Source organism: Pseudomonas sp. PLMAX (assembly GCF_046042685.1).
GTDB classification, from domain to species: Bacteria; Pseudomonadota; Gammaproteobacteria; order Pseudomonadales; family Pseudomonadaceae; genus Aquipseudomonas; species Aquipseudomonas putida_AE.
Genome location: NZ_CP064949.1, coordinates 2,473,948 through 2,498,441, shown reverse-complemented (window position 1 = coordinate 2,498,441; position 24,494 = coordinate 2,473,948). Strand labels below are relative to the sequence as shown.

26 protein-coding genes and 3 pseudogenes are annotated in these 24,494 nt (G+C 51.9%); 14 read left to right on the top strand and 15 right to left on the bottom strand.

Going from position 1 to position 24,494, the window contains the following annotated elements; translation table 11 throughout:
• Window positions 1-317: 317 nt before the first annotated feature.
• Complete coding sequence (locus DKB71_RS11535; protein ID WP_408600444.1) at window positions 318-1,031, bottom strand: hypothetical protein; 714 nt, start codon at window positions 1,029-1,031, stop codon at window positions 318-320.
• A gap of 286 nt (window positions 1,032-1,317) precedes the next feature.
• Here DKB71_RS11535 and DKB71_RS11530 point away from each other — a divergent pair, with 286 nt between their 5' ends.
• Complete coding sequence (locus DKB71_RS11530) at window positions 1,318-1,509, top strand: DUF2934 domain-containing protein (RefSeq protein ID WP_408600443.1); 192 nt, start codon at window positions 1,318-1,320, stop codon at window positions 1,507-1,509.
• Between the two features lie 365 nt (window positions 1,510-1,874).
• Entirely contained in the window at window positions 1,875-2,285 is a 411-nt protein-coding gene (locus tag DKB71_RS11525) for a response regulator (protein WP_408600442.1), read from the top strand.
• On the opposite strand, the gene DKB71_RS11520 is transcribed toward DKB71_RS11525, so the two are convergent.
• Both DKB71_RS11520 and DKB71_RS11515 read right to left on the bottom strand, forming a co-directional pair.
• Complete coding sequence (locus DKB71_RS11520) at window positions 2,272-2,580, bottom strand: DUF1652 domain-containing protein (RefSeq protein ID WP_408600440.1); 309 nt, start codon at window positions 2,578-2,580, stop codon at window positions 2,272-2,274. The genes DKB71_RS11525 and DKB71_RS11520 overlap by 14 nt on opposite strands.
• A gap of 175 nt (window positions 2,581-2,755) precedes the next feature.
• Window positions 2,756-3,067 carry a hypothetical protein gene (locus DKB71_RS11515; protein WP_408600438.1) on the bottom strand — a complete coding sequence of 104 codons (312 nt, stop codon included), beginning with the start codon at window positions 3,065-3,067 and terminating at the stop codon, window positions 2,756-2,758.
• A 322-nt stretch (window positions 3,068-3,389) separates the two neighbouring features.
• On the opposite strand from DKB71_RS11515, the pseudogene DKB71_RS11510 reads away from it, so the two are divergent.
• From DKB71_RS11510 to DKB71_RS11500, 3 genes and pseudogenes are all read left to right on the top strand, one after another.
• Window positions 3,390-3,639: pseudogene (locus tag DKB71_RS11510) on the top strand (DUF6555 family protein).
• Window positions 3,640-3,667: 28 nt separating this feature from the next.
• Complete coding sequence (locus DKB71_RS11505; protein ID WP_408600437.1) at window positions 3,668-4,075, top strand: GFA family protein; 408 nt, start codon at window positions 3,668-3,670, stop codon at window positions 4,073-4,075.
• 114 nt (window positions 4,076-4,189) lie between these two features.
• Window positions 4,190-4,639 carry a low affinity iron permease family protein gene (locus tag DKB71_RS11500; RefSeq protein ID WP_408600436.1) on the top strand — a complete coding sequence of 150 codons (450 nt, stop codon included), beginning with the start codon at window positions 4,190-4,192 and terminating at the stop codon, window positions 4,637-4,639.
• Window positions 4,640-4,701: 62 nt separating this feature from the next.
• Here DKB71_RS11500 and DKB71_RS11495 read toward each other — a convergent pair whose 3' ends face one another.
• Together DKB71_RS11495 and DKB71_RS11490 are read right to left on the bottom strand one after the other, a co-directional pair.
• Window positions 4,702-4,926, bottom strand: a complete 225-nt coding sequence (locus DKB71_RS11495) for a DUF2188 domain-containing protein (RefSeq protein ID WP_408600435.1) — start codon at window positions 4,924-4,926, stop codon at window positions 4,702-4,704.
• A gap of 181 nt (window positions 4,927-5,107) precedes the next feature.
• Window positions 5,108-5,473 (bottom strand): histone-like nucleoid-structuring protein, MvaT/MvaU family, encoded by a 366-nt coding sequence (locus DKB71_RS11490; protein WP_408600433.1) that lies wholly within the window; start codon window positions 5,471-5,473, stop codon window positions 5,108-5,110.
• Window positions 5,474-5,624: 151 nt separating this feature from the next.
• On the opposite strand from DKB71_RS11490, the gene DKB71_RS11485 reads away from it, so the two are divergent.
• Both DKB71_RS11485 and DKB71_RS11480 read left to right on the top strand, forming a co-directional pair.
• A complete protein-coding gene (locus tag DKB71_RS11485; protein WP_408600432.1) occupies window positions 5,625-5,816 on the top strand; it encodes a hypothetical protein in 192 nt (63 codons plus the stop codon).
• Between the two features lie 89 nt (window positions 5,817-5,905).
• Window positions 5,906-6,220: a hypothetical protein gene (locus tag DKB71_RS11480; protein ID WP_408600431.1), complete on the top strand. Its 315-nt coding sequence runs from the start codon at window positions 5,906-5,908 to the stop codon at window positions 6,218-6,220.
• An 85-nt stretch (window positions 6,221-6,305) separates the two neighbouring features.
• Here the strand turns inward: DKB71_RS11480 and DKB71_RS11475 are convergent.
• From DKB71_RS11475 to DKB71_RS11465, 3 genes and pseudogenes are all read right to left on the bottom strand, one after another.
• A pseudogene (locus DKB71_RS11475) lies at window positions 6,306-6,715 on the bottom strand (DUF3597 domain-containing protein).
• A 454-nt stretch (window positions 6,716-7,169) separates the two neighbouring features.
• Window positions 7,170-7,619, bottom strand: coding sequence for a hypothetical protein (locus DKB71_RS11470; RefSeq protein ID WP_408600430.1), 450 nt, complete (start codon window positions 7,617-7,619; stop codon window positions 7,170-7,172).
• A gap of 271 nt (window positions 7,620-7,890) precedes the next feature.
• Entirely contained in the window at window positions 7,891-8,046 is a 156-nt protein-coding gene (locus DKB71_RS11465) for a DUF4113 domain-containing protein (RefSeq protein WP_408600429.1), read from the bottom strand.
• A 395-nt stretch (window positions 8,047-8,441) separates the two neighbouring features.
• Between DKB71_RS11465 and DKB71_RS11460 the strand changes: the two genes are divergently transcribed.
• From DKB71_RS11460 to DKB71_RS11435, 6 genes are all read left to right on the top strand, one after another.
• Window positions 8,442-10,859: a TerB N-terminal domain-containing protein gene (locus DKB71_RS11460; protein WP_408600428.1), complete on the top strand. Its 2,418-nt coding sequence runs from the start codon at window positions 8,442-8,444 to the stop codon at window positions 10,857-10,859.
• Window positions 10,856-12,151 carry an ATP-binding protein gene (locus DKB71_RS11455; protein WP_408600427.1) on the top strand — a complete coding sequence of 432 codons (1,296 nt, stop codon included), beginning with the start codon at window positions 10,856-10,858 and terminating at the stop codon, window positions 12,149-12,151. The genes DKB71_RS11460 and DKB71_RS11455 overlap by 4 nt, the downstream gene beginning before the upstream one ends.
• Window positions 12,126-14,366 (top strand): DEAD/DEAH box helicase, encoded by a 2,241-nt coding sequence (locus DKB71_RS11450; RefSeq protein ID WP_408600426.1) that lies wholly within the window; start codon window positions 12,126-12,128, stop codon window positions 14,364-14,366. The genes DKB71_RS11455 and DKB71_RS11450 overlap by 26 nt, the downstream gene beginning before the upstream one ends.
• Window positions 14,367-14,554: 188 nt before the next feature.
• On the top strand, window positions 14,555-15,562 hold the full coding sequence (locus tag DKB71_RS11445; RefSeq protein ID WP_408600425.1) for a hypothetical protein: 1,008 nt from the start codon (window positions 14,555-14,557) through the stop codon (window positions 15,560-15,562).
• Window positions 15,537-15,872 carry a hypothetical protein gene (locus tag DKB71_RS11440; RefSeq protein WP_408600424.1) on the top strand — a complete coding sequence of 112 codons (336 nt, stop codon included), beginning with the start codon at window positions 15,537-15,539 and terminating at the stop codon, window positions 15,870-15,872. The genes DKB71_RS11445 and DKB71_RS11440 overlap by 26 nt, the downstream gene beginning before the upstream one ends.
• A 113-nt stretch (window positions 15,873-15,985) precedes the next feature.
• Window positions 15,986-16,114 (top strand): hypothetical protein, encoded by a 129-nt coding sequence (locus DKB71_RS11435; protein WP_023094431.1) that lies wholly within the window; start codon window positions 15,986-15,988, stop codon window positions 16,112-16,114.
• A 126-nt stretch (window positions 16,115-16,240) separates the two neighbouring features.
• On the opposite strand, the gene DKB71_RS11430 is transcribed toward DKB71_RS11435, so the two are convergent.
• The 5 genes and pseudogenes from DKB71_RS11430 to DKB71_RS11410 all read right to left on the bottom strand — a co-directional run bounded on the left by DKB71_RS11430 (window position 16,241) and on the right by DKB71_RS11410 (window position 21,994).
• The gene (locus DKB71_RS11430; protein WP_408600423.1) at window positions 16,241-17,290 is read right to left on the bottom strand and encodes a hypothetical protein; all 1,050 of its coding nucleotides are present in this window, start codon (window positions 17,288-17,290) and stop codon (window positions 16,241-16,243) included.
• Complete coding sequence (locus DKB71_RS11425) at window positions 17,290-18,834, bottom strand: hypothetical protein (protein ID WP_408600421.1); 1,545 nt, start codon at window positions 18,832-18,834, stop codon at window positions 17,290-17,292. The genes DKB71_RS11430 and DKB71_RS11425 overlap by 1 nt, the downstream gene beginning before the upstream one ends.
• Window positions 18,835-19,644, bottom strand: a complete 810-nt coding sequence (locus tag DKB71_RS11420) for a hypothetical protein (protein WP_408600420.1) — start codon at window positions 19,642-19,644, stop codon at window positions 18,835-18,837.
• Between the two features lie 11 nt (window positions 19,645-19,655).
• A complete protein-coding gene (locus DKB71_RS11415) occupies window positions 19,656-21,092 on the bottom strand; it encodes a hypothetical protein (protein WP_408600419.1) in 1,437 nt (478 codons plus the stop codon).
• 423 nt (window positions 21,093-21,515) lie between these two features.
• Window positions 21,516-21,994: pseudogene (locus tag DKB71_RS11410) on the bottom strand (hypothetical protein).
• A gap of 244 nt (window positions 21,995-22,238) precedes the next feature.
• Here DKB71_RS11410 and DKB71_RS11405 point away from each other — a divergent pair.
• Window positions 22,239-22,541, top strand: coding sequence for a type II toxin-antitoxin system CcdA family antitoxin (locus DKB71_RS11405; RefSeq protein WP_408600418.1), 303 nt, complete (start codon window positions 22,239-22,241; stop codon window positions 22,539-22,541).
• 856 nt (window positions 22,542-23,397) lie between these two features.
• On the opposite strand, the gene DKB71_RS11400 is transcribed toward DKB71_RS11405, so the two are convergent.
• Both DKB71_RS11400 and DKB71_RS11395 read right to left on the bottom strand, forming a co-directional pair.
• Window positions 23,398-23,766 carry a hypothetical protein gene (locus DKB71_RS11400; protein ID WP_339555538.1) on the bottom strand — a complete coding sequence of 123 codons (369 nt, stop codon included), beginning with the start codon at window positions 23,764-23,766 and terminating at the stop codon, window positions 23,398-23,400.
• Window positions 23,767-23,992: 226 nt separating this feature from the next.
• Window positions 23,993-24,388, bottom strand: coding sequence for a DUF6957 family protein (locus DKB71_RS11395; protein WP_408600417.1), 396 nt, complete (start codon window positions 24,386-24,388; stop codon window positions 23,993-23,995).
• Window positions 24,389-24,494 lie beyond the last annotated feature (106 nt).

The following is a 24,494-nucleotide window of genomic DNA, read 5'->3' as shown; positions in this document are numbered from 1 at the left end:
ACTAATGGCGGCACGACGCGATGTAAAGGCGGCGAAAGCCTTGGGCGATCCTGCCCAGCTGAGTCTCGCGAGAGCCTATGTCCAAATAGCCAAGGTCGCGCTCGGAGAACGAGGCCCTGTGTGGTGGAGCTATGGCAGCCCCGACCTCAACAGACAGCAGGTAGGGAACTCGCCCAACTCAGACTTGTACCGCTCCTTGAACGAAAGCGGTGCTCGCTGACCCTTCGCATCGTTATCGCTGAGAAGTCACGAATGCTGCTGTATTGCGGAAATGACCTTACATTTCCATACCTTCGAGTCCTTTCAACTTTGACCCTTCACGGTCGACTGAGTACAAATCCTTTGCCACCGCAAGCGGGGCAATCTTCTCGAAGAGCGAAATGATCAAGGCACGCAGAGCACTGATGGAATTTAGCGAGGTCGATCAGTGGGCGAAGCTTTTCATACGAACGCAAATCCCGGCTCTCTTTCGCGACCACTGCTATTTCGATAAGCGCTCGGTATGCATCGGTATCGTCCAGAGGTTCGTAAGTGACGCCATCAATCGTCCGCCCTGTTTCTACTAGCTCATATTTTTGTCCATCCAACAATGTCAGGGTCAGTCCTGTGATCCTCGCGATGAATCCAGACTGGCTGAAGACTAGATTTGCCCCCCCTGCATCTTGATAAATCTTGCCGTCATACGTTGATCTGTCAGCGTCCCCGAGACTGTTCTCATAGTAAAAAATCGACCGCCTGATAGCCCCGAAAATCGCTGAACTGCCAGGACTGACAACGGCGTAAAGGGATGCACTGCGATATCGAGCCGGAGCATCAATCAAATCCTCTACAGCGTGCCAGTAGGCAGCATCTGCCATCTCGTTCATGTCGAAGCTTTGAAGCTCGTCAATGAGCCCTTCGGATGCTAATGCGGCGGTCATTTCACGTAGCGTTTGGCGGTGTACCTCAGGATTTTCCATTCGGAAGTCATGATCGTCGAGGGTTGAACGCCATCGCTGAAGTCTGAGCGCCTTGGCTTGGTCGAAATTCATGAATCGAGTTCACTGAATAGATACTGGTTTTATATACAGTATTCCGATTCCTATCGCAGAAGCTAGGTGAAGCCGACGAACCGTTCATTCAGGTTGGCCTCGGCGTTCCATAACACGGCCCTGGAACCATTGAGATAGGCCACTTTGCATATCAAGCCCCTTAATTAGGGAAGAACTGTGCTAAGGCAGCTTGTCATAACAACTATCCTTAATTCTGAACCGCTACCTCAGAGGCGATAGATTTCGCACCTTTCATGAATTCCGCATAACCGCAGGAGGTAGGAAAATGGACGAGCAAAAAATACGAGAAGCAGCATATCGGCTTTGGGAAAAAGATGGGAAGCCGCAAGGACAAGACCTGGAGCACTGGTTTACAGCTGAAAAAGCAGCCGGCGAAGAGGATTTTGACAGTTCGAGCGCTGGCTCTACACAAGGTAGCGAAACTGCACTCCAATCTAGCTCTGATGATGACCAATGACTGGCAGAAACCATCGGTAGCGCGCTCCGTCGAAAGCGCGCTATCGCCGTGGCCGCTTACCTAGTCCCTTGGCGCTTTCAATCGTTTGCGCCGGCCAACCAGCGCGTACCGAGCCCTAGTGGCAGTGAAACGAATTCCAACACCGAGGACAGGCGGTAGCGTCGCTCCAGATTATCTGTATGAGTAGTCAACTGCTCGGTGGATAGGCTAAGCGTTAAACACAATGGTTGCCGTAAAAGTCGAACCTTTTGTAATGTGACACTAAACGAATTGTTTTCAAGGTCGCCCTTCTCGAATTTGGATATAGACTCAAAGCCTTACTTTAGAGATGTCAGCACCTTGTTGCCTGGCTAAGGAATTGATGCGTGAACGTACATTGGAAAGGCTTACTACCAATTCAAGGAGAAATTATCGTCATCGAAGACGACCCGACGCTGCGTTCGCTGATGGTAGATATTGTGGCTGAGATAGGCGCAAAAGCAGTACCTTTCGACACCGCTGATGACGCGTTAACCTATCTGTTGGAAGCGCATGATCAGTGCCGGCTGGTAATCGCAGACCACGGTGTTCCAGGACAAATTCAAGGTATCGAATTCATTGAAATGGTCAGAGGTAGATGGCCGTACATCTCTGCAATTCTGACATCCGGGTACCTGATAGACCCCGCAACCGTACCTGCATCAACCATCTATCTCCATAAGCCCTGGTCACTCGACGACCTAGTCATCGCGGTGGCGTCCCTCCTGCAGCCTGATCACCCCATCAGTAAGATTTGAATCGACGTGACCTGGTAGGCTCTGAGGCTGCGAGTCCACCATTTACCGCCGCGCTCACGCACACAGCGTTTTGGCGAGCCGCAATTTCAATTCTGAGTTCGCTGATCAAATTCGAAATCGCCCGACTGGACGTGAGATCCGCTGCCAGCACCCCTGGGACAAAGAGTTCCACACTGCCCGAGGATGGTTCGACCATCTTGATCAAAAGCGCTCCTTTCGTGTTCACAGTGCAGGTGCAGGAGCGAGGTAACAAACCGCTCTCAATGATGTGTCTGAGCTCTAAAGCGGAAATCATTGACGTACGTCCTGATGAGAAATTTCATCTCAGTCTTGTCTATGAAACCCAGGAGTCAAGGAACGCGCCGAAGCAAAATTCACGAGGAAATGTTTCGCCTACTGTGGATTTCAATGACGTAGAGGATCCTCAAGATACAAGGTGAATAACTCACACCAGGTTCTGATGCTGAGAGTTAGCGAACGAGACTCACGGCGGTGACACGGATCAGGATTTCTTCCTGCTGAAAACGCTCTTCCAGATCGCGCTTGTAGCTTTGCCACCAATGCCGATCAACAGCCTCCACCATCACCTCGTACACGATGATATCGTCCTCTGCTCTCTCGTTGTCTTCAAGCAGCGATATTCCTTTAGCCGGATTGCGGGTGAACGCCGTCACGCCGCCAAACTGATCTGCCAATTGCTCCCGTACACGACGAAAAAGCTCGATGGGCTGCGGTGTGTCAGCGTTGGTGTTGAGCGGTAAGAAGACCTCGACCAAGTGCATGATGATGACCTCGACATTTGTACCATCGCGCTGGGGTTACTCTTCGTTGGCCGTTGCCGTCCCACGAAAATGCCAACAATGATGGGCCCCAGAACATCACCTTCCACGATGATGTCTAGGCAGTTGACCCTCAGCAAATGTGTTCATTCCAAAAATTGCACACCGCCATTTCGCACGCTATTCAAGCTTCAGGAGCTAAATTTTCGGCCTTCGAATCAGACTGTTTGTCTCGACGAAAATCGGGCGAACCTCGACAGAAGATTCCTTTGAATTTTTTCTGACGTCTCCACTCCTTTGTCTATGAGCAAATGGAGGGGGTCTCATGAATACCGGTCTTTACATCATTGAATACAAGCTTCATGGGGAACCCAAGTCCTTCATTATCAGGACGGCGATTAGGAGCAACGCTGACGCATGGCTCTGGGCGAGTTGTGATGCTGGGGGGCCCCATCCCCAAGCCGGGAAGGCCGCCGCTTAAAGTCGTCTCCAAGCCTCAAGCTGAGAAATACGGGATCAGTGAAGTGACATGGCGTGAGACAGCAACCTTGAGCTGGACAGAGGTGGCCACATGATGACCAGTTTTTCCGAGGGCAGGCGTTCATGCTCAAAGCCATAGGCAGCACACCCATACAAAGTCTGCACCGAGCCAGCTGTCATTGCGGCGCTGTTGTCTTGGAAATTCATCTACCAATAGGACTACCCGAGCCTCATCGATGTGATTGCTCGTTTTGCAAGCGCAAGGGGGCGATCGTGTCCGCCGTGCCAGCTGCTGATTTGAAAGTGATCCAGGGCCAGGCTTCGTTACGCAGATATCAGTTTGGAAGGCAGGTAGCCGAGCATTTCTTTTGTGGCATATGCGGCATCTATACCCATCACCGCCGAAGCACAAATCCGAACGAATTTGGATTCAATATTGGCTGCCTGGAAGGCGTGAATCCGTATGACTTGGGAAACGTGCCAGTAGCCGATGGTGGTCAATGGGAGGAGCCTGCAGACCTCCATAGGTGATGCAAATTCGCTCGGCTAGTGCTGTGGCACGGTAAGTGATGAAAGGGAGAATGTAACAAAGAATTTCAAGAGTTCGTTGTGGTCTATCTGAAACCACGACCAGAGCTCGCAATCATGAAATTCGCAAAATTCTGCCAAGCCCTTTCAAATTGGGCCGGTAGCTCCAAAACTTTTCTCACTGCTGTTGTTTTGATCGTCGTATGGGCGCTTACCGGGCCATATTTTCACTACAACGACACGTGGCAGCTGATCATCAATACGTCAACCACCATCATCACATTCCTGATGGTGTTTCTGATTCAGAACACGCAGAACCGGGACAACGACATTTTGCATCTGAAGATTGATGAGCTGATTCGAGCGACCAAGGAAGCACAAAACGCATCATTGTGTTTGGACAAAATGGGAACCAGAGAGCTGAGAAAATTGCGCGAACAATACAGCTCGCTGGGTGAAGAGGGTCAGATTAATTTCGACTCTGTTGAGGAGGACGATGCAATCCCGGATGGGATGTCACCTCCGTCAACATCCTCTGATCCCAAGCAAAGCGGGCTTCCAGGCTAGGCATGCAACAAAGTGAACTGGCGCAGCCGGCGAGGTTAACCGGTACGCCAGGTCGGCCAACGTCATCCCTTGGATTTGCGAGGATCTGCAGCGCGAGGGAACGTCCGCTCTTCCTTGATCGTCCCATCTTCTTTGTGGATTTTGAGCGAAGCGGTTTTACCCTGCAGAAACTCGCTGGCAAGTGCGATAATTTCCGCTTTGGTCGCCGCCGTCTTCGACGCTCGCTGCGCCCCTTCTTTTACCAACGTCCAGAGTTTCTCAGATTTGGTGATGTGATAGTTATCCATCCATTCTCCTCGCGCATTCTGGCGCGTATGCATTGTGGTGATTGGTTGACCTCCAACATTGATACGAGTTTGAAAATTTCAATGCTGCGTCTGTGATTTCGGGCGTCGCGAGGCACCTGGTGCATATGCCAACCAACAAAGAAGGGCCCTTGAAGGGGCCCTTTGTCTACTCAAACCAAGATTACTTGGCGAGCCACGACTCAACAGTGTCGGAACCGTATTTCGCTTTCCACTCTTTCAGGGTTTTGTGATTGCCACCCTTCGTCTCAACGACTTCGCCGGACTCTGGATTTTTGTAGACCTTCACCTGACGAGCCTTACGAGTGCTGGACTTGGCCTCAGCGACGGGGGCACGACGACCGGCCTGTGGATCAAGCAGGTTAATGATGTCTTTCAAGCTGTAACCATACTTGGCAAGTAGGGCACGGAGCTTGGTTTCGAATTCGATTTCTTGCTTCAGGCCAGCATCACCCTTTAGAGCTTCGAGGGCCTGGAGTTGCTCGGCCAGGTGTTTCTCGAGTTGACGGAATTCTGCGAGCTTGGACATGGTGGTATCTCTATGTATTTAGTCTCCTAACGATACACCAAAAAAAGCGATTTGAATTCTGGGCCTCCGCATCCTCAACTTAGTTGAATCCCCGAGGTGGCAAATGGTCACCTACTAGGGAGCAGTGAGACGAGAAGCAGAGGAGAAACTCATGAGCCTTGTAATGACCATCTTCAGCATGATCGCCGCTTGGATGGCGATTGCCATCGCCATGTTGTGGGGAGTACTGAGAATTGCGCGTCGGCACCTACCGTATGCTCAAGACAGAACAGTCTCCGATCACTCTATTCAAAAGCGATTGCTAACGCCTCGGGCCATGGCGTTCAACCAAGCGTCAAACTGAAAGTTCTTGCGAGCCCCACACCAATACACTGTTGCTACCAAATTTAAGCGCGTGACTGCCGTACAAAGGCATCGTGGAGATTTGATAAAATGAACCCGACGACACCCGACGGTCGCTACTTCGTAGTCAAAGGGCAGCTGTGGCGTTGCTCGAATCCATCGCTGAATGAGGATGTGCGACAGCTCTTGGTCAACGATTTAATGGCAGCACGTCGCGAGGTAAAGGCAGCGAAAGCTTCTGACCATCATGAGCTGTTGTCGGCGGCAAGGGCGAAAGTGCAGAAGGCAAAGGTAGCACTCGGCGAACGCGGGCCAGTCTGGTGGGATGATGGAAGCCCTGACTTAAATAGATGTCAGGTCACCAATACACCCTACGTTGATTGGTACCTCTCCCTACAGCGTTGATAGGTGCGTGCTGTCGGCCTTAGGAATACCTGCCCGCAGAAAACTATACGCACCCAGTGGAGATTTGTAGCTAAGCAAGGCGAACCTAGTTCAGCAAATCTGCAGGAACCTTCCCACCATTCTCCGCCAGCTTTTTCATGACCGCTGAATGGAGCCAGATGTTCATTGCCGCTGAATCGTCGGTGGATCCTGTGTAGTGCAACTATGCAGCGAGCTCCTTACGAGCAGTCAAGCTACTGTCGATGCTCAACAGCTTGAGCAGATTGACAATCGATGTACGCCAGTTGAGCTGCTCCCATGTTGGCTGGCCAAGGCCTCCAGTTTAGCGGCGACGTCGACCTCGCTGATCGCAGCTGTCGGGGTAGAGGCCGACACCTCTGGTGCAGCGGTGGACGAACCTGCGGTAGGGGCGGTAGGAGCGGCTTCCGCTGGCGACGCAGCATGTTTACCTATGCCGAGTTTTTGCACTTGAACGGCAAACAGCCTGAGTACCAGCAAAGGCGATCGTCAGATACACACAGCTAAATTGATATTCCCAGCAGTGTATTGCCTTCTGGCTGACGGGGAGCGGCGCTGCTCTTTCCTAGTACTGCACCGGAGAGCCACTGTCACATTGCGGACAATGGCCATTTTTTGGTGATGAGCCCGCTAAATTAGTGCGGGCCGCACCCAGGAGCTACAACTTGAAAAAGGCAAGTATCAGGTAGCCGAATTTCAGCGCGATCCTCGCCCACTCCAGCAGCCAATCAGCCCAGCCGCGAGGAACGCCCGCAGGCCCATCGGCAGAACCAGTTGAGACGTGGCGCCCTTGAGGGAACTTGTAAAGCGAAGATTCATGCGATGAATTGCGACCTGGTCTCATTTCTTTAAAGCAGGTAGCGCAGATACATTGGTGTTCATGAGTCATGATTGTCATCCCGTTCGAAAGTGGAAAATTTTTCGAGAGGGATCAACGAAGGCGGTGCTTGTACCCGCTGAGCTCAGGGCCATCCGCGAAGAGCGGGACACTGAAGAACGCTCGCTGAAAACGTGCAAGAAGGGAATTAAGTTTCGCTAGGGCATTTAAGAAATGGTGGAGGACGGCAGACCAATAGCGGGCCTGGTGAGCGAGGAAATCTGCAGAAGCTACCCCTTCAGCTTCACCCAGGACATCAAGAGCCAGCATTGCGCGTTCAATCGCGCACGAAATCCTCCTTTGCGCGCTCCGAGGGGTTGGATCGAGATCGTCGAGCAAATCCAGAGCTGCTTTGGCCCGTCGAACTGCCTTTGTATCCGCTTCAAGGGCTTCCTGCTCAAGTCTTGCGAACTCAGCCTTAAGCTCAGCCGTCATCGCATCAAGCGACATTGGCTCGTCCGATATGAAAACGAAGTCGTTTCGAGTTGATAATGGATCGTCCATAAGGAGTCTCGGTTGTTGTAACAGACCTACCTTAGCGTTTTGATGGCGCAAGCACAATCGGCTCCCGCTGCAGGCTTCCACTCGAGGAAAAGCTCGCCATGAGTGGTTCGACGTACTCGACCGCATGCCCCTAAGACCCGCAGAACTATTCTCCTTCCCCATTAACAGGCCTTGGTACCTTGAGGGGGGAAATCCCGTGTATGGAAGTGAGCAATCCTTAGGAAGGACATGCTTGGTAGGCAAGCGATGCGAGGCGAGTTGATGATACGAGCTAACGGGAACACGCAGTCCAAAGTTGATCAATCCGAGTAGTACAACTCTTACTCATCATCTCCCGACGTATGCCCCAATCTGGATCGTTTGGGACACTCGCAAGACGCATCGTTCCCCTACAACACCTCTCATCAATGACGTCCGACACACCCATGACTTTCTCTATGGCGCTCGGTTGAGACATAGAGCACAGGTCATCGGTTTACTCACTTTTCTGGCAAAGGTTGACCTGAGGGCACGCGATTAAGACAAGAGCCGCTCAGTGAATCATGATCAAAGCCGCTGCTCTATCCGATTTTTTTCGTTGCTCGGACTTTTGACTGAGTGAGTGAATCAAGCTTTGCTATCACAGGCTAAACACATTAACCGGCGAACCAAACGCCAATAGCCAAAGCATTTGCACACTGGGATGACTGTGAAAACTAACGCTGCAAGATCCGTAGATGGGCATATTTTTCGCTCAGATGCGCTGCGTACCCCATAGCTCTAGGAGTTTATTTATTGGATACTTCCATTAAGCCATCACCCACCTTTCAAGGTTGAAAACTCATGGCAAGGAAGAAAGCAAAAAGCTCCAGCGGCACAGGCATCCTGATCATTTTTGCACTGGTTTTTGGTGCATTTGCTACGATCCCAAAAAATGCATGGATCGCTATCGGCGTCGTCGCTTGCATCGGCGGCATTATGTGGTTGTTAGCCACTCGCACTAAACGACAGCTTGAACAGGTGCAAAAGGCTGCTTCGGCGGCAACGCACATCCAGGAACCACGGAATAAAAACGTTTCTTACTCCTTGCGTGAAGTGTCGTCGAGCAAAATGTCTGAAGAAACCTCAGAATTTTATACAGTGCAACCCGGCTCCCCACCCTCCGCCTCCTTTAAAATTCCCGACGCAAGTAAACAGACCTCGGATACCCGCTGGGTACCTGCGGGCGAGTCAGTTACCGTGGCTGGCTTTTCAATTCCAGGTGGAATGCTTTATGTAGGAAGCGCGCTAGGTCGATACAATGAGCAAGAACCATCACTGCTCAATCCCAAACTACGGATAGCCAAGTCACACGTTGATATCGAAGAGCGGCTGATGTCTTACTGGCCGAGCTTTCATACCATTTCCCCCGAGGCTCGGCGTGCTTATCTGCAGTGGCTAGAAGGCGGACGTCGTGATCCGTTAGCAGACACTGGTTACGTTTTTCTATTTTTCTATGGCCTTGAGCGCCGTGCTCTCATTGATGCAGGAAGCGATCCGCTGGTGCGTGCGGAGATTCCTCTGATCGTCAAAGAAGTCGAACAACTGCTCAGTATCTATGGGGAAAATCGATCGTTTAGGGGTTACGCAGAGGGCTTTCTGGACTACCTGAGCAATCAAACGCTCGATCCTAGCTTTTACCTTGGCCCACCTCCTGATGCCGTCTCTTACAGTTATGAAATGCCACTTCCTCTGCGCATTGGTTTGGGGCAACACGCTGCAAACAAGCGTCCACTTGATGCCACTTGGGCGTTGGCATGGGCGTTGGCTGACCCCAATATCAGCAAGCGCACACCGGTAACTCGATGCAAGGATGTCTTCGCAGCGCTGTTCAAGCTCAAATACGCCAGTACGCATCCTGCGGGTCTAACGCTTGCCCAAAACAAAACCAAGCTTAAAGCCAGCTATCGAGCTGCATCGGCAGTACTAATGGCTCCCTCGCTTAACGTGGGTGATCTCCCCGATGTCATGGCGACGTCAGGAACGCGCAAAAGTTTGCAGTCGTTGGTGGAGCTATGCACCAGCGAGTTAGAACCCTACAGCCGTTATCTAGGCCGAAACCCTGAAAGCGCAGAAGCCCTTGAAGGCCTGCTGCAACTTCCAGTCACCCTTTGGCCTGCTGCAGCGCGTACGGAGTTGGATGAACTTCAAAGCAAAATCGGTGACGATCTGATTGTCATGAGCTTTGGAGAACTCGCCGGCCGATTCAAGAGCGCTGGTGCGTTATCCCGTGACAAGGTTCTGGCCCTTGCTCGTGCATTAGAATCACTGCATATCGGTATGGAGCCCGATGTACTCGCTGGGAGCAGGACTCCAAAGGCTGAAGATCGTATCGCGCTGTTCGTGACCCAACCTGAAGACGGATCATTGCGAGCGTCAGCGGCCTACAACGCGGCCTCAGTCACACTTGATCTGGCCAGTTCAGTCGCATCAGCCGACGGCGATACATCTAATGAAGAGGTCACACTGCTTGCTCAGCACATCGACTCTTGGAGCCACCTAAGCGTTGCCCATCGCAAACGTCTCAAGGCGCACCTGCAAATTCAAATCCAGCAACCACCAACGCTGGCTAGCCTGAAAAAGAAGCTCGATCCGCTAACTGTCGAAGCCAAGCGCACGATTGCCAGCTTCCTGGCTCACTTGGCGCAAGCCGATGGCATTGTCAGCCCAGCTGAAGTAAAACTTCTTGAGCGTGTTTACAAGGCACTGCAACTGGATAGCCAGTTGCTGTACAGCGATCTTCACGGCGCCGCATCTGGGGCGAGTATTCCCCCCGTCAAATCTACAACAAGTTCCACTCCTTCCCAGCCCGGCACACAGTCAGCCGCGGTTGCTAACCAGGGCTTCGTGCTCGACCACGAGCGCATTGCTGAGCTGCAGCGTGAAACGGCTGAAGTCTCCGCCCTCCTCGCTAAGGTATTCACTGATGACCAGGTCGAGGAGCCGGAACAGGTCGTTGAGGCTGTGGAAACGGCGTCCGAAACGAGTGCCGATGTCGCCGGCCTTGATCTGGAACACTCTGCATTCCTGCGCTTATTGATTTCTCGAGCCGAATGGAGTCGATCCGAGCTCGAAGCCGCTGCCAGCGATATGGAACTGATGCTCGATGGTGCCCTGGAACAAATCAACGACATGGCTTTTGAACGCTTCGACATGCCCGTCACCGAAGGTGATGATCCTATCGAGATCAATACAGACATTCTGGAAGAATTAGCCCTATGAGCACTATCAGAGCCAAGGATCGCGACGCGGTCATCCAATCGTTGCGTGCGGGCGTTGTTCCTCGCGTCGGTCAGCACCTGATTCAGGTCGGCCGGGTGGGAGAGCTCGATGCGCTGATCAAGGACGTCAATCGCCTGGTCGAAAGCGGCTCGGCATTTCGGGTGGTGATTGGCGAATACGGTGCAGGCAAAACGTTCTTTTTGAACTTGGTTCGAGCCATCGCCATGGAGCGCAAACTCGTCACCATGCATGCTGACTTAAACCCGGATCGCAGGTTGCATGCCACCGGTGGCCAAGCACGCTCGCTGTACTCTGAGCTTGCCAAGAACATGTCGACACGCACGAAGCCCGACGGTGGGGCCATGCAAGGCATTGTTGAGAAATTTATCTCGCAGGCCAAAACCGAAGCCAAGGCGGCAGGCACAGACAGTGAGACAGTCATCCGAGCACACTTGGCTGAGTTGACTGAGATGGTCAACGGCTACGATTTCGCTGAAGTGATCGCCGCGTATTGCCGAGGATTCGAAGAAGGCAACGAACAACTCAAAGCTGATGCCATTCGCTGGTTGCGTGGTGAATTCACCACCAAGACTGATGCGCGTGCGGCTCTGGGTGTGCGAACCATCATTGATGATGCCTCCGTCTACGATCAGCTCAAGCTGCTGTCGAGATTCGTCAGACTCGCAGGTTTTGGTGGTCTGATGATCTGCCTCGATGAGCTGGTCAATCTTTACAAGCTGGCCAATACGCAAGCACGCAATGCCAACTACGAGCAGATCCTGCGCATCCTGAATGATTCGTTGCAGGGATCCTCCGAGGGTCTTGGATTCGTCCTGGGTGGTACCCCTGAGTTTTTAATGGACACTCGCCGAGGTCTCTTCAGCTACCCAGCTCTGCAATCGCGACTCGCCGAAAACTCGTTCGCGAAAACGGGGTTGATTGACCTTTCGGGCCCTGTTATTCGCCTGACCAGCCTCACCCCCGAAGACTTCTATGTACTGCTGCAGAAGCTTCGCCATGTGTACGCGGGTGGCGACGCCGAAAAATATCTACTGCCTGACGAAGCACTCCCATTGTTTATGGCGCATTGTAACCAGCGCTTGGGTGAAGCCTACTTCCGCACTCCACGCACCACGATCACTGCGTTCATCAATTTGCTGGCCATCTTGGAGCAAAATCCGGGAGCTGACTGGCGGACACTGCTGGGAGGTGTCGAGGTAGCCAAAGATCTCGGCGGAGAGGACGACACGAAGGTCGACGCGGACGATGAACTTGCCACCTTCACACTCTGAGTCATCGGGTTTCGACCAGCTTGAACCCCGCATTCAGCGATGGATTTGGGCTGAAGGCTGGACGTCCTTGCGTGACGCCCAAGAATGGGCAGTGCCCGTTCTGGTGCATGCCGACCAGGATGTAATTATCGCCGCCGCAACGGCGGCCGGGAAAACCGAGGCTGCGTTTCTCCCTATCCTCACTCATTTACTCGACCACAATGACCCTCCTGGGTCTGTGCTGTACATCAGCCCTCTCAAGGCCTTGATCAATGATCAATGGGGCAGACTTAGCCGTCTCTGTGAGCAACTGGAAATTCCTGTAGTCGCCTGGCACGGGGACATCTCATCGAGCAAAAAACACCGATTTTTGAAGTCGTCGGAGGGTGTGTTGTTGATCACACCTGAGTCCCTTGAAGCATTGTTCGTCAACCGAGGCTCAAGCCTATCCGGAGTTTTCCAAAACCTGCGCTATATCGTCGTTGACGAACTCCATGCATTCATTGGTAGTGAGAGAGGCAAACAGTTGCAGTCCCTAATGCACCGAGTCGAGCTCGTGGTAGAGCGTCGCCTTCCCCGAGTTGGGCTATCGGCGACCTTGGGCGATATGAAATTGGCGGCAGATTTTCTTCGTCCGGCCGGCGCCGACACGGTGACCGTGATTGAGTCCAAGAGCTCCAATCAGACACTCCAGGTACAAGTCCGCGGTTACATCCAGCCGCCGATGAGCGAGCTCAGAAAGATTCCCGTCCAGTCCTCTGATGAGGAAGGCGATGAAGATGAAGATGAAAATAAGGCAAGTCCTGACTTTGCGATCGCCGATCACCTCTACAAGGTTCTGCGAGGAAGCAATAACCTGATCTTCCCGAACAGCCGCCAGCAGGTTGAATGGTATGCAGACCAACTACGTCGGCGCTGCGAGAAAGATGGTGTACCCAACGAGTTCTGGCCTCATCACGGTAGCCTTTCAAAGGATTTGCGTGAGCAGGCTGAGCACGCGCTTAAAGCCGGTACCCACGCGGCATCGGCAATCTGCACCACAACGCTTGAACTGGGAATAGACATTGGCAGCATCAAGACGGTGGTGCAAATTGGCCCCCCTCCTTCGGTGGCGAGCTTACGTCAACGCTTAGGACGTTCGGGGAGGCGACCAGGAGAGAATGCGGTACTGCGTGCGTACTGCAAAGAGTCGCCACTCAAGGATCATTCAAGCCTTTCAGACCAACTGCGCCAAGGCCTCGTACAGACCATTGCCATGGTTCGCCTGCTGATCCGCGGGTGGTTCGAACCTCCGAGAGCCCAAGGCGTCCACGCCTCCACTCTGGTTCAGCAAACACTTTCCATCATTGCCCAGTGTGGAGGTGCATCAGCAGCAGATCTCTGGAAAGGCCTGATCGCCGAAGGGGCATTTTCAAACGTCGAAAAAACCGATTTCGTGGAACTGCTCAGGTCTTTGGGCGAGCATGAACTCATTGTTCAAGATAGTTCGGGATTGTTGCTTCCCGGGACGGTAGGCGAGCGGCTGATAAATCACTACGAGTTCTACAGCGCCTTCACCAGTGATGAAGAGTTTCGCCTCGTGTGTGATGGCAAAGCTCTGGGCTCAGTACCGGTCAGCCGTCCGCTTACCAAGGATCAACGCATTATCTTTGGGGGACGACGATGGCAGGTGCGTGACGTTGATCTCCAGGCCAAGGTGATCATTGTGGCAGCCGCGCGGGGCGGTGCTCCACCTCAGTTCGATGGGTTAGGTGCAATGGTGCACCACACTGTACGAGAGGAAATGCGTGCGGTGCTGGCAGATACAACCCCCTGCCAGTTCATTGATCGCGGCGCCCAAGAATTGCTCGACGAGGCTCGCAAGACATTTGCTTCATTGGGCCTCGGTGAACGCCACATCATCGAGTCGGACGGTAAGTGTTATCTGATTAGTTGGTTGGGCGATCATGCCAACGATGCACTGCGCCTGCTACTCAATCACGTAGGCGTTTCATGTGATAACTCAGGCCTTGCCATTGAGATTGACGCCAGCCCCAGTCGAACTCACGCGGCGCTGGAGGAAGTCGGTAGATTGGATGCGGGTGATCTTGAAACTATTCTCGCGAATGTGGAAAACATGCTGCGCGAAAAGTGGGACTGGGCATTGCCGGAGTCATTGCTGATGAAATCATTTGCGTCGATTTCATTGGATGTTGCAAGCGCGATCGCGTTTGCACAAACGCGCGCTGCCACCTGAATAAATCAAAGTGAGATGATGCGTAGGGCCTCAATTGAGAATGAAGCAACGGTGGGCACGACACGACCGTAATTCGTCCGTCGCAGTGACCCGCGTTCAGGCTGATGTCTCGTCCGGCGTCCAGGGTCGATAAAAAACAGGCATCCTAAAGGTTGCAAGCCACGAACACTGCTACAGGGAAGTGAACTATGTTGAGTGCCGTCATTTCTGGCAAGAAACGAGGAACTGGGCTTGAAGGTACCCGGTTGATACTCGGCCAAGCAGAGGGTGCGGAGGATGTGATCACAGCGAGTGTCTTCGAACGCCTCGCTTACTTACCTGATCACCTATTCGGTGCCACGTTAACCAAGTTGTTGGGCGTACCCTTCGGTGCAATTGAAGACATCGAGTTTTGGCCATCGTGGTACCTGCCTGATGGTCGTCGCGTCGAGCCTGATGTTGTCGTAAGCGATGGGCAACAGACACTGTTGGTAGAAGCGAAGCGCCATGACTATTCGCGGCAACAATATGCAGGGCAGTTGGCGGCAGAACTGCAAGCAGGTTGGGCTGAGGGCAAGCTTGCTGAAAACTGTATCTTGCTGACTCTCGGAGGCTTTACCGATTTAAGCCTCAACACACATGAAGAGCTGTACCAAAACATCAAAGCCGCCCTCTCTCCTGGCAACGACTACCCATTCAAACTGGTCTGCTGTAGCTGGCAGCGACTGTTCTGTATTTTGGAGGATGAGCTAAAGCAACAATTTGATCCTGGGCTGCAACGGATGCTTTCAGATATCTCCGATTGCTACTCATGGCACGGTTTACGCACCCATCGCATGTTATGGCTGAACGCACTGAAGCCGGCATATAGCTACGAACCCAAGCGCCTTCGATCAATGGAAACTCAAATGAATCAAGACCTGAATGCGGCCTTGCTAGATGTTCGCAGAGCTTATCGCTTACTGGCGGACTACCAAAAACGTCAATTCGATCTGCTCTCCTACATTCGCGATAAATTAGACGCCGTAGCTTACTATCAAGATTATGTCTTCACTCGCCACGGTGACCTACGGGGTTTGGAAAACCAGCCTGATGCAGGATTGCGTTTTCTTCCATTTCTGGACGTATCTGCGATCTGGCTACGTCACCAAAACCAGGAAAATTTTTCGCACGCACCGGGCCGGCGATTTGATGTTTGGCGCGTGGGTACGCAGTGATACCGGTTTCGATAAATATCAAGGTGTCTACACAGAAGAGACCGCCGAATCATCCGAAAGCGTCCTCGTCCTATCTGTTGTGATTTGTGATGAACCAAACGACAACCCAGGCAACTGGTTTAACAAAGTCTGGAACCCGCTACCCTATCCCGTAGATGGTGAAGTAGGCTCTAGTGAGTCCGTTCCAGGGTATCGCGTGTATTCCAACCCCATCGACTTAGCGGAGTTGGCTGACCAGCGTTCAGTGGATGCAGCCATCGAGAAATGGCGCAGAGATGCAGCAATTGCGTTAGACCATTCCCTGATTTGACGTAAGGACTCACATAGCCCCATTCGCTCCCTTCATTCCTGTGTGACACGTGTAAAGAACTGAACCAATTACAAAGCAAAATTTAACAACCCAAGCGATAAAGGAAATCGACAATGAGTATCAAGCCTGGCCCTAAAAGAACAAATGAAGACGGCACTCCGGACAAGAGACAGAGAGTCACGCCCGAAAAGCAAAAAGAACATCCAGACCTGAAACCCCATAAGCATAAAAAAGGGGAATAGGATTGAAAAAGCAGCTCCCGAGAGCTGCTTTTTTATTTGGTTACGAGTAGACCTGCCCGTCATCTCCGCCGCGATGATCAATCGCGTCGTGTCGTGAATGAAAGAGAGAGGATCAGCGTCAACGCTTTAGCGTCGGACTTCAACCTTGTAGAACTGCGTTTCTATCATCAAGCGACGCCGATCGGACATAACTGCTCCTTGGATCTGACTCGCCAATCGCACGTAGAACTTACACTCACGCTGGTTGGCCAAATCGGAAATGGGGCGAGTGGCTTGAAGAAAATCGTCATATGTCCGGGTGGTGTTTGCCATCAGAGCGGAGAAATTGGGAAGCGCTTCGGCATCTGCCTTGCGCGAAGGTGGCCAAGCAGGTTCGAAGCTCAGTGAATCGTCCTTCAGGTACACCGTGAGGAACATCTCTGCCTTGCCCGCTTCATTAGCCCAACAAGGCGGAAGATCACCTCCTTTGCCCTTGTTCAGTTTGTTCTGCAGAAACTGAACTTGCCCTTTCAAATCGCTGTTGGTTTTCTGCAGCGTTGCCGGATTGGTACCCTGCTTTTCAGCTTCAGCATAAGCTTCCGCGTTCTTCACCATTTCTGAAATTTGCTCAGGTGTCGGGACACCTTCCTGCCCCAATGCCGTCTTCAACAATTGCTCAGTCGCTTGGAGAGCTCCTATGCGCTTGATAACGTCCGTCGGCTGAGCATCCTTTTCTTTGTCACGATCAACAACCAGCTTTTTGAGTTGGTCGTAAGACATCATCGTTTCAAGGATCAAACGCTTGGCCTCTTCACCTTTGTTGCTACCACCAGCCTCCTGCAAGGCTTTATCGATCGCGGCTAACGCAGTGAGCTGCTCATCTTTCTGAGTCAGCAGCACTTTGAGACGCCCTGCTTCCTCTTTTGCCTTGGAGGCATCGACAAGCTTCGTAATGATCTCATCAGGATTTTTCACCCCGAGGGACGTCATCCGAGCCTTGAGTTCGTTACTTGCAAGCTTGATAGCCTGCTCACGCTCATCGAAGTTTTGGTAAGCGGTTATCTTGCCCGCCATCTCCGTGTTCTTGCGGGTGAGTTCCCAGACCTTGTACCCCATGAGCAGTAGCAGAATAAAACATAGTATGATCCAAATTTCGGTAAGCGACAGCTGAAACACCTGATCGTTTTTGGAGCTCATCAGGCAGTTCTCACATCAGCCGCAACTACATCGCGCAGAGCCTGCGTCGCATCAACAATCGAATCGAGTGATGGCCCAGACACCTCTTCGCTGGCTGATAACGAACGCTCTTGGGACGTGCTGATGAGATCAATTTTGCTCATCAATTCATTCATCAAGTGAGAGTTAGCTGTCTCAATGCTGCGATGGCTTGATTCAACACTGGCGACCAAGGCCTTATGCGCATCGTTACTGGCAGCAACCACCTCTACCAGTGGCACCAAGGCTGAGCGCAGGTTTTCAGCAAAGGCCTCGTTGCTTTTGATGCCAGCACGATTGATGGTGGTCAACGCGCCTGTTACTTCTTGCGTCATCCGCTCCACAGCGCTCTCATCTCTGACCACTGTGCGCAGCTCTTCAAGCTTTTCGACAATCTTGGCGAACACCTGTTGATTAGCCTTAATGTCCTCAAGGAAATCTTCTCGCTGATCATCCAGCGAATCCAGGTAATCCTTCTGGATGCGTTCCACTCGATCCATGACGTCCGAGCCCTGCAATTTCATCGACTCCGCCAGGCGTTCCTGGTTTTCAACGATTGAACCTACTGCAGCAACGGCTTGCCCTATCGTTTCGGTTTTGGTGTTCAAGCTGCGAATGGCTGTACCCACCATTCGGGCGGCTGTTTTCACATCCAGGGCCAGAGTCGAGACCCCTTCGTTGAGGGTATCGGTAGTATCGGACAACGTCTCAATTGCAGGGTTGAGCTTCTGCGCAAACAGGTCATCCGGGAACAGCGTCTGATCGAGCCGATCCTGAGCCTTCTTACCAAAATCAAGCGCGTGAGATTCCATTCGATTGAGGGTTTGCTCGCTTTTCTCGCACAGACCGTTGATCGTGGAGAGCAAATCTGTGCTCGCATCATTGGCTTGTTTAAGAATGCGCTCAAATGCGTCGTTGCTTTGACGGGTGGCGTTGGAGAAAAACGTATCCATCGCATTGGTGCTGTGCTGGGAGATGGCTGTAATTTGCTCGTGAACACTCTGCACCGCCTCTTTGGAGGCATCCATAACTTGATTCCTGAACGTCTCCAGTTGTTGGCTGGCAGCATCAAAAGAGATGGTCAGGTTTTCGACCGACTGAGTGGCGCGGTCTTCGACACTCTTTACCAGGTCATTGGTGTCTACTTTGAAACCCGTATGTATCACCCTGGCCAGCATGCCGATGGCCGTGCTCACCATCGCGGCTCCAAATCGAGTGGCCATGCCATTGAGATTGTCACCAATAGAGTTGATGTCAATCAAACAGATGATGATGCTGACAACAGTGAACAAGAATCCCAGGTAGTAGATCGAGTCAGCAAATTTCGCGAGCGTAAGCTGCACGTTCCACTTCTCTCGTACCCGATAACCCACAAACCAATAGCAACACATCACCACCAATGGAAGCACAAAGCCCAACCAGAAGGGTTGGTTGAGTTCGAGGCTCGCTACGGCCAAGGTGACCTTGAGTCCTATCGCCGCTAGGAAATAGGTCTGCACCCGACGCACGATCATGTTGAAGTCCATTTACAGCCCCTCCATCGCAGCAATAGTTTCAACCGATGCCCCATTGGCCTCGAAATATTGAGCCCAGAAATTACCCAAGTCGTTGGTTTGAGGAGTTTTTTCTTCGTTGGCCAGCAGATTAATTGTCACGATAGCGCCGTTTAACCCTGGCGCTTGGGCGTTGCGTCCATAGGCGGATTTCGCGAACTCCGCGTAATTATGTCGCTTGATTTTATACATGGAGAAATCAGGCATGTTGGCCAGCATGTCCGAGTAAATGACCAGCTTGCGATCGCCCTTCACGCCGGCATGGTCGAAGCCATTGATCCCTACCAATTGGAGCATCTGAAAGATGGGTGAGAGCTTACTGTGCTCGTCGAGCGGGATCTTGCGCACGACGGCGTCGAGCGGTTTGGCAAACTTTTCGTTGAAATCCCTATCCACGAACTTCTTCGTCGCAGTCAATTGGCTGCGATCACTCCACTGCCCAGGGTTACAGCGCTCGAAGATTGGCTTTTCGTTCTGCTCAAATTCTTCGCCGAGCAAAAATACCGAAAGCAGGTGCCCTTCAGGCACGTCATTGAGCACCATAGTCTTGAGCCGCTGAGACAAAGCCGCTTTCTGAGTGAACGGGAAAGGAGAGGTGTTATCGATCAAGACAACGTATTGGCCCTTAGGGCCGCTGCTGGGACAAAGGGTTTCCTTGTCCAGGGTGTCGCGGTTCAGTTGGTAATAGGTGACCCCTCCCAACACCCCGAGTACCAGAACACCGATCAACGTACCAAGGAGCCACTTCCCAGCACTGCTTTCGCGCTTGGCGTAAACCGACATCAAAAATCCCCTTATACCAAGTCTTGCAACGGCTGAAGCTGATTGAATTGCTGATTGAAAGACGACTGGACTCGCGCCCGGATTGGCTCTACCTCGGCGACCAATTCGAACAATCGCTTTTCCTGAACTTCCAGTCTCATCTCATCCTTCTCAATGCTGAAATCCGGCATGTCCAGTGACCCGAATGTCACGGGATGATCAAAGTAGTCTGGCGGGGGTGAATCCTTCGGGCGCGCGATCACATTCTCGTTCTGGTAGAACCGGGTTAGACCTTGAAGCGTCTCATCGGCCATGACCAATGTTTCGGTTACCTGTTTTTTCACGATCGACTTTTGGTTCATATTGAACCTGAATGCCTTGATCGCTTTCTCGGCTGCCTGCACACCGCTATCGACCTTCAGCAGCACCTCGGACTTCTCGGCTTCCAGCTTGTTTCGCAAGTATTCAACCAGTTCGATGTAGTTGCGGTGAGCCTCGGCATATTGCTTCCATACGCCTGCGTACCCTGGGTAGCGATCCGTGAATGTGTAGCCATCCCACATACCCACACTCCCACAAACAATTGTTCCAAAGAACAGGATCAACGACTCAAAATCTTGGATGGGGAATACACCTGCAAGAAAACTCTGCCAGACCAGAGGAAAAGAGTTATGGCTGCCATCCTCATAGACGGTGAGTACGTAGCGGAAGTAGGAAATCAACACCCCCAATCCCAGCATAACGGCCAATGCCAAAACGAAGGAGATCCATCCCAAAAGCCTGCGCGAGCCGCTGACATGGTTCTTGTTTCTGAAACCTAAACCGGTAAAAAAGCAGGTGATAACGTTCAGGAAAGACAGCGCGAAAGCCGTTAAAAACCCGCTTAGCAATCCCCCTTCCAAGCCCGAGCCAAAAAAATATGCGTTAAACGTACCTTCAAATACACAGCAGCCGATGACGAGCATGATCTTCAGAAACTTGCTGGCGCCACTAGGACATTTGGCAGGAACATTGGGCAGGCGGTTTTTGTCACGGAATTCACTTAGCAGCTGAAATTTCGCTCTCGTATCCGAGGCAAAATCCGTCATGCGTCCATTTTCACGCGTCAAGTGATGATCGGACGTACGTACGAATTCGTTTCCTAACTCTATAGCGCGATTCATCTCCAGCGTAACGTCGATCGAGTCCAGACGATTCTGAATCTGCTTGATACGCTGCTCCCCGTACTTCACCGTCTGCTCACGCATACGGCCCAGCTCCGCCCGGACATCATGTTCAGGAGCTGTGATTTGCGTAGCACTGCTTTTCGGGAAGCCTTGCGCGCCATGCTCTCTAGCTATTTTCTTTAGATCAAACTTTTTCTTGAGCTTTTCAGGATCAATTTTTGGAATGAGCGGCTCGCTCTGCTCCGTTTCCTGGCTCGAAAAAAGGGATGCTATAAAAGCAAAGAGTCGTTTCAGAAAGTGCATCAGAATATCCATACTCGTTGTTTATCAACGACTTATGACATTTCTATGCGCGCGCTAACTGAGCAGCATAGATTGCCTTTGTTATCGTTTGGGAAGGTGGGCTCAGGAGTATTCGTCGTCCGTAACGTTCAGCTGTATCAAAAAGCCACTAGGGTGGCGAAATGATGACTGCCCTACTGCTTTGTGGCAAGCAGGAAACTAGAGATGCGGACTAACGGAGAGACTGTACGACCATTCGCTAACCAACCAAGAATGGCGCCTCATGGATTCTGTGGAGACGCGAATGCTTAGCTTCGTAATTGATTTGGAGCGAGAGGCACCGCGCACTGGAGACATACCGATTGGTAGTCAATCATCTGTGAGTACTGACAAGATGACCGAAATACTCACGAGCTAGTAGTTTTACTGCTAGGCGATGCTGGCCTACAGTTGCGATAGCTGCCAGGCGTCGACTTTTGCCTGCTTTCCCAGATCGCAAAGTCTAGGTCTCCCAACGGCTAGGAGATCGATCAATCGTTGTCTGTCCATCTCTGCAGGAAACCACTCGGCGATCTCGACATTACAGTGCTTTGACTCGCTCAGGGCCCACTTAACAATCATGTCTGCTGCAGCTCTGTAGTGGTCTGCCATGAACAGAGCGTGACCCTCCGAAACCCATCCACGCTGTGTAAGCTGGTCGATGACATCGATGATCCCTTTACTACCGAAAAATTCTGTCGTGTCCGGGTAGTGCACACCAGCCAACGAGACTTTGGAAATGCCCGGCTCTCGATCAAAGTACGACAGAAAATGCCACCCACCAGTGGTGCTTCCAGGGGCTGGAAAATTGATGGCCGCTTTCCCCGTGATGTAGTGCTCGCGAGAGACACGCTGAGGTCACTGTCGAATAAAGCTTGGCTCATGGACTAACCGTCTTAAGGAGCTGGTCGAGTGCCTGGCGTTGCGAATCAATAAAGAGGCTCGCACCCCCTTCGATAATCGTAGTCACTGGGCGTGCTCTGTAGACGCGATCCGGAAAGCCATGGAACAGCCAACAGCCTGACAACCCGAACGGGCGATAAACTGCCACTCAAAGCTGCATCGAAAAGTGCGCAAGCGGTACTGGAGAGGCAGGTATGTCCAGCAGGTCATGTAGGACAAGAATGCATGGTAGTCATCATGTTTTCGTGCTTGACGAGTACGAACCAGATCCCAAAATTTAACGCTGAGGTTAGTAGTTTACGGCAACACGGCTACCGATATCCTGTTGATAGCGATTCAGAAGAGGTGATGGCCATGCACCAACAGGAAGACATTATCCTATCTGCGATGATGGAGCGGAAACGAGCGGAGGCGCTGCTTACGGAGCGGCAAGATCAATGGCTGGCAGAGAACAGGGAGGAATTAGATGCCTACAACCAACACGTTGAAGCCCTTGGAGCGTTCAGCGACAATGTGCGGAGCTCTTGAAGCAATCGCTTCGTTAGCGGATCGCGCCCACATCATCGAGGGCATGACTGCATCAAGTCAGTGGATGATATCGACCAGGGGCAAGGCACCGTTTTGGTACCACCAGTGGCAGATTACGTACCTACTACCATTACGTGTCTCGCAAACCCAATACCCCTTGAGCTCGAACAGCCTTTCGATCCTGGAAGTGCGGATTCTCCCGCCGTCTACAAATCGGCCCCGCGTTTCTGAAAAAACAACTCCAGTCATGCACGGAGACTGAATTTCGGCACAGCAAAGGTACCCGGTGATCGGGACACCGAAATCAATTTCCTGTGCCTCTAACACGCTCTTTGGGAATTCCAACTATCAACCCTCCTGGCATTCGATATCGACGTCAGTGAACTCGATCAAACCGGTCTAACGCGCCATCTCATAAAGCCAATGGGCTACGACATACTTACCACCATCGGCTGCATTCACAACTTCATAGCCATCACGCTTGTACCGATCAGCAACGGGGTGCGTATGGATTGGCAATCATCCGCAAACGCCCTGGCATGATGGCAAAACAAAAGCCCAGTCATGCGCGGAGGACGCTCCAATGCGCATAGCAAATATCCAAAAATCTCATAGCCAGACCGGCCCCGGTAAATATGAGCATGCAACGAATCACCATGCACACGGGTAAAAATTATCGTTCCTTCGCGCAGCGCCTAGCTTTTCAAGCGACGCCAGCGGTAGCGAATAATTTGCTGGACTGATCAGTGTTGATTTGAAAGTTTAGCAATTGCTTTTTCCAGCTGTCCGCTCTCAGGTCTCTAACCTCAAAATTTTCTTAAACCTGGAGTTTTCAAAGATCGTTAAGTGAGCAAGGCTAAGGAGTGCGAAACCCTTCCACGGATGAACGCAATAGAGTGTGAAAGCTCGCGCGCCCAACGTCTTTTTTAAAAGAAGTAATGACATACCGAGCATCGGATGTGGACACAACCCAGAACCGACCTTCTTTGCATACGGAACGGATAGCGGCGGTACGAATGAAATGACCATCAGCGTATCGTACGTTTGTATCACGCAAAGTGTGGGCAAAGGTCACGCCATATGCCACGCGGTTCGAGATAAACACATCGCTCAAATAAGCCGTAATCCAAGCGACATAGGCATGTTTCTGTGCACGAACAATGCGCAACAACTGAAAGTCCGTAAGCCGCTTGAAGAGAAACTCGACCTCAATGTTATGACTCACTGCTTACTCCTTTTTCACTCATTAAACGGTGACGTAAGAATTCGCAAAAGCAATGGCTTCCTTGATTTCGTCAATGCTAATCATCTAATACTCCCCAACCACATCAGACGGCCTAGTACGCCCACTCCCCCAACCATCTCAGCAACACCAAGAAAGTTAACCATTGGTTTCTGCACATCACTCGCCTCGGGATTCTTGGTTCTCCGCAACGGCGCAGTTGATACGTTCAAAATATGGAAAAGATCGCTTGGACGGATGCTGACTTACGATGACCTGGCCCAAGCAAGACGTAGATCGTATTTCGAGTTACGAACAGATATCCGTCATTGAACGCAGTCCCCATGCTTGAACGAACCCAGTGGCCTGGCTCGAACCTCCTCTGCTCATCGTCCACAACTTTTTGGGCAAACATAAACATCGGCACGCAACCTGCTGCGGCGACTTTGGCTCGCTCAACCTCTGTGACAATTGCATCCAAAATTACCCATTCTTCAACGGCGCAGAGGGGCATCCATTTGTAGGTCTTTCTGGCCAACGCGAGGGCTTCGTTGAGGGAGAGATCAGAGCCCTGTAGTTCGACGCCTGGATCACCTAGTAGGCCTTCATTGATGACGCCGTTCACGCTCCTTCCCCTCTTTGTCAATATTCAATAAATGCAAGCTGGTGCATGATACCGCCATTTCCACCAATATATCTGTTTGTGTGGCGGTAGGCAAATGCGACATACC

Bases quoted from the DNA above. Each gene is read 5' to 3' on its own strand.
- DKB71_RS11415 (WP_408600419.1), bottom strand. From the start codon at position 21,092: ATGCACTTTCTGAAACGACTCTTTGCTTTTATAGCATCCCTTTTTTCG.
- DKB71_RS11515 (WP_408600438.1), bottom strand. From the start codon at position 3,067: ATGCACTTGGTCGAGGTCTTCTTACCGCTCAACACCAACGCTGACACA.
- DKB71_RS11480 (WP_408600431.1), top strand. From the start codon at position 5,906: ATGAACCCGACGACACCCGACGGTCGCTACTTCGTAGTCAAAGGGCAG.
- DKB71_RS11535 (WP_408600444.1), bottom strand. From the start codon at position 1,031: ATGAATTTCGACCAAGCCAAGGCGCTCAGACTTCAGCGATGGCGTTCA.
- DKB71_RS11425 (WP_408600421.1), bottom strand. From the start codon at position 18,834: ATGGACTTCAACATGATCGTGCGTCGGGTGCAGACCTATTTCCTAGCG.
- DKB71_RS11490 (WP_408600433.1), bottom strand. From the start codon at position 5,473: ATGTCCAAGCTCGCAGAATTCCGTCAACTCGAGAAACACCTGGCCGAG.
- DKB71_RS11445 (WP_408600425.1), top strand. From the start codon at position 14,555: ATGTTGAGTGCCGTCATTTCTGGCAAGAAACGAGGAACTGGGCTTGAA.
- DKB71_RS11460 (WP_408600428.1), top strand. From the start codon at position 8,442: ATGGCAAGGAAGAAAGCAAAAAGCTCCAGCGGCACAGGCATCCTGATC.
- DKB71_RS11465 (WP_408600429.1), bottom strand. From the start codon at position 8,046: ATGGGTGTGTCGGACGTCATTGATGAGAGGTGTTGTAGGGGAACGATG.
- DKB71_RS11430 (WP_408600423.1), bottom strand. From the start codon at position 17,290: ATGAGCTCCAAAAACGATCAGGTGTTTCAGCTGTCGCTTACCGAAATT.
- DKB71_RS11450 (WP_408600426.1), top strand. From the start codon at position 12,126: ATGAACTTGCCACCTTCACACTCTGAGTCATCGGGTTTCGACCAGCTT.
- DKB71_RS11495 (WP_408600435.1), bottom strand. From the start codon at position 4,926: ATGGATAACTATCACATCACCAAATCTGAGAAACTCTGGACGTTGGTA.
- DKB71_RS11485 (WP_408600432.1), top strand. From the start codon at position 5,625: ATGAGCCTTGTAATGACCATCTTCAGCATGATCGCCGCTTGGATGGCG.
- DKB71_RS11530 (WP_408600443.1), top strand. From the start codon at position 1,318: ATGGACGAGCAAAAAATACGAGAAGCAGCATATCGGCTTTGGGAAAAA.
- DKB71_RS11435 (WP_023094431.1), top strand. From the start codon at position 15,986: ATGAGTATCAAGCCTGGCCCTAAAAGAACAAATGAAGACGGCACTCCG.
- DKB71_RS11420 (WP_408600420.1), bottom strand. From the start codon at position 19,644: ATGTCGGTTTACGCCAAGCGCGAAAGCAGTGCTGGGAAGTGGCTCCTT.
- DKB71_RS11470 (WP_408600430.1), bottom strand. From the start codon at position 7,619: ATGGACGATCCATTATCAACTCGAAACGACTTCGTTTTCATATCGGAC.
- DKB71_RS11520 (WP_408600440.1), bottom strand. From the start codon at position 2,580: ATGATTTCCGCTTTAGAGCTCAGACACATCATTGAGAGCGGTTTGTTA.
- DKB71_RS11505 (WP_408600437.1), top strand. From the start codon at position 3,668: ATGCTCAAAGCCATAGGCAGCACACCCATACAAAGTCTGCACCGAGCC.
- DKB71_RS11500 (WP_408600436.1), top strand. From the start codon at position 4,190: ATGAAATTCGCAAAATTCTGCCAAGCCCTTTCAAATTGGGCCGGTAGC.
- DKB71_RS11405 (WP_408600418.1), top strand. From the start codon at position 22,239: ATGGTAGTCATCATGTTTTCGTGCTTGACGAGTACGAACCAGATCCCA.
- DKB71_RS11455 (WP_408600427.1), top strand. From the start codon at position 10,856: ATGAGCACTATCAGAGCCAAGGATCGCGACGCGGTCATCCAATCGTTG.
- DKB71_RS11440 (WP_408600424.1), top strand. From the start codon at position 15,537: ATGTTTGGCGCGTGGGTACGCAGTGATACCGGTTTCGATAAATATCAA.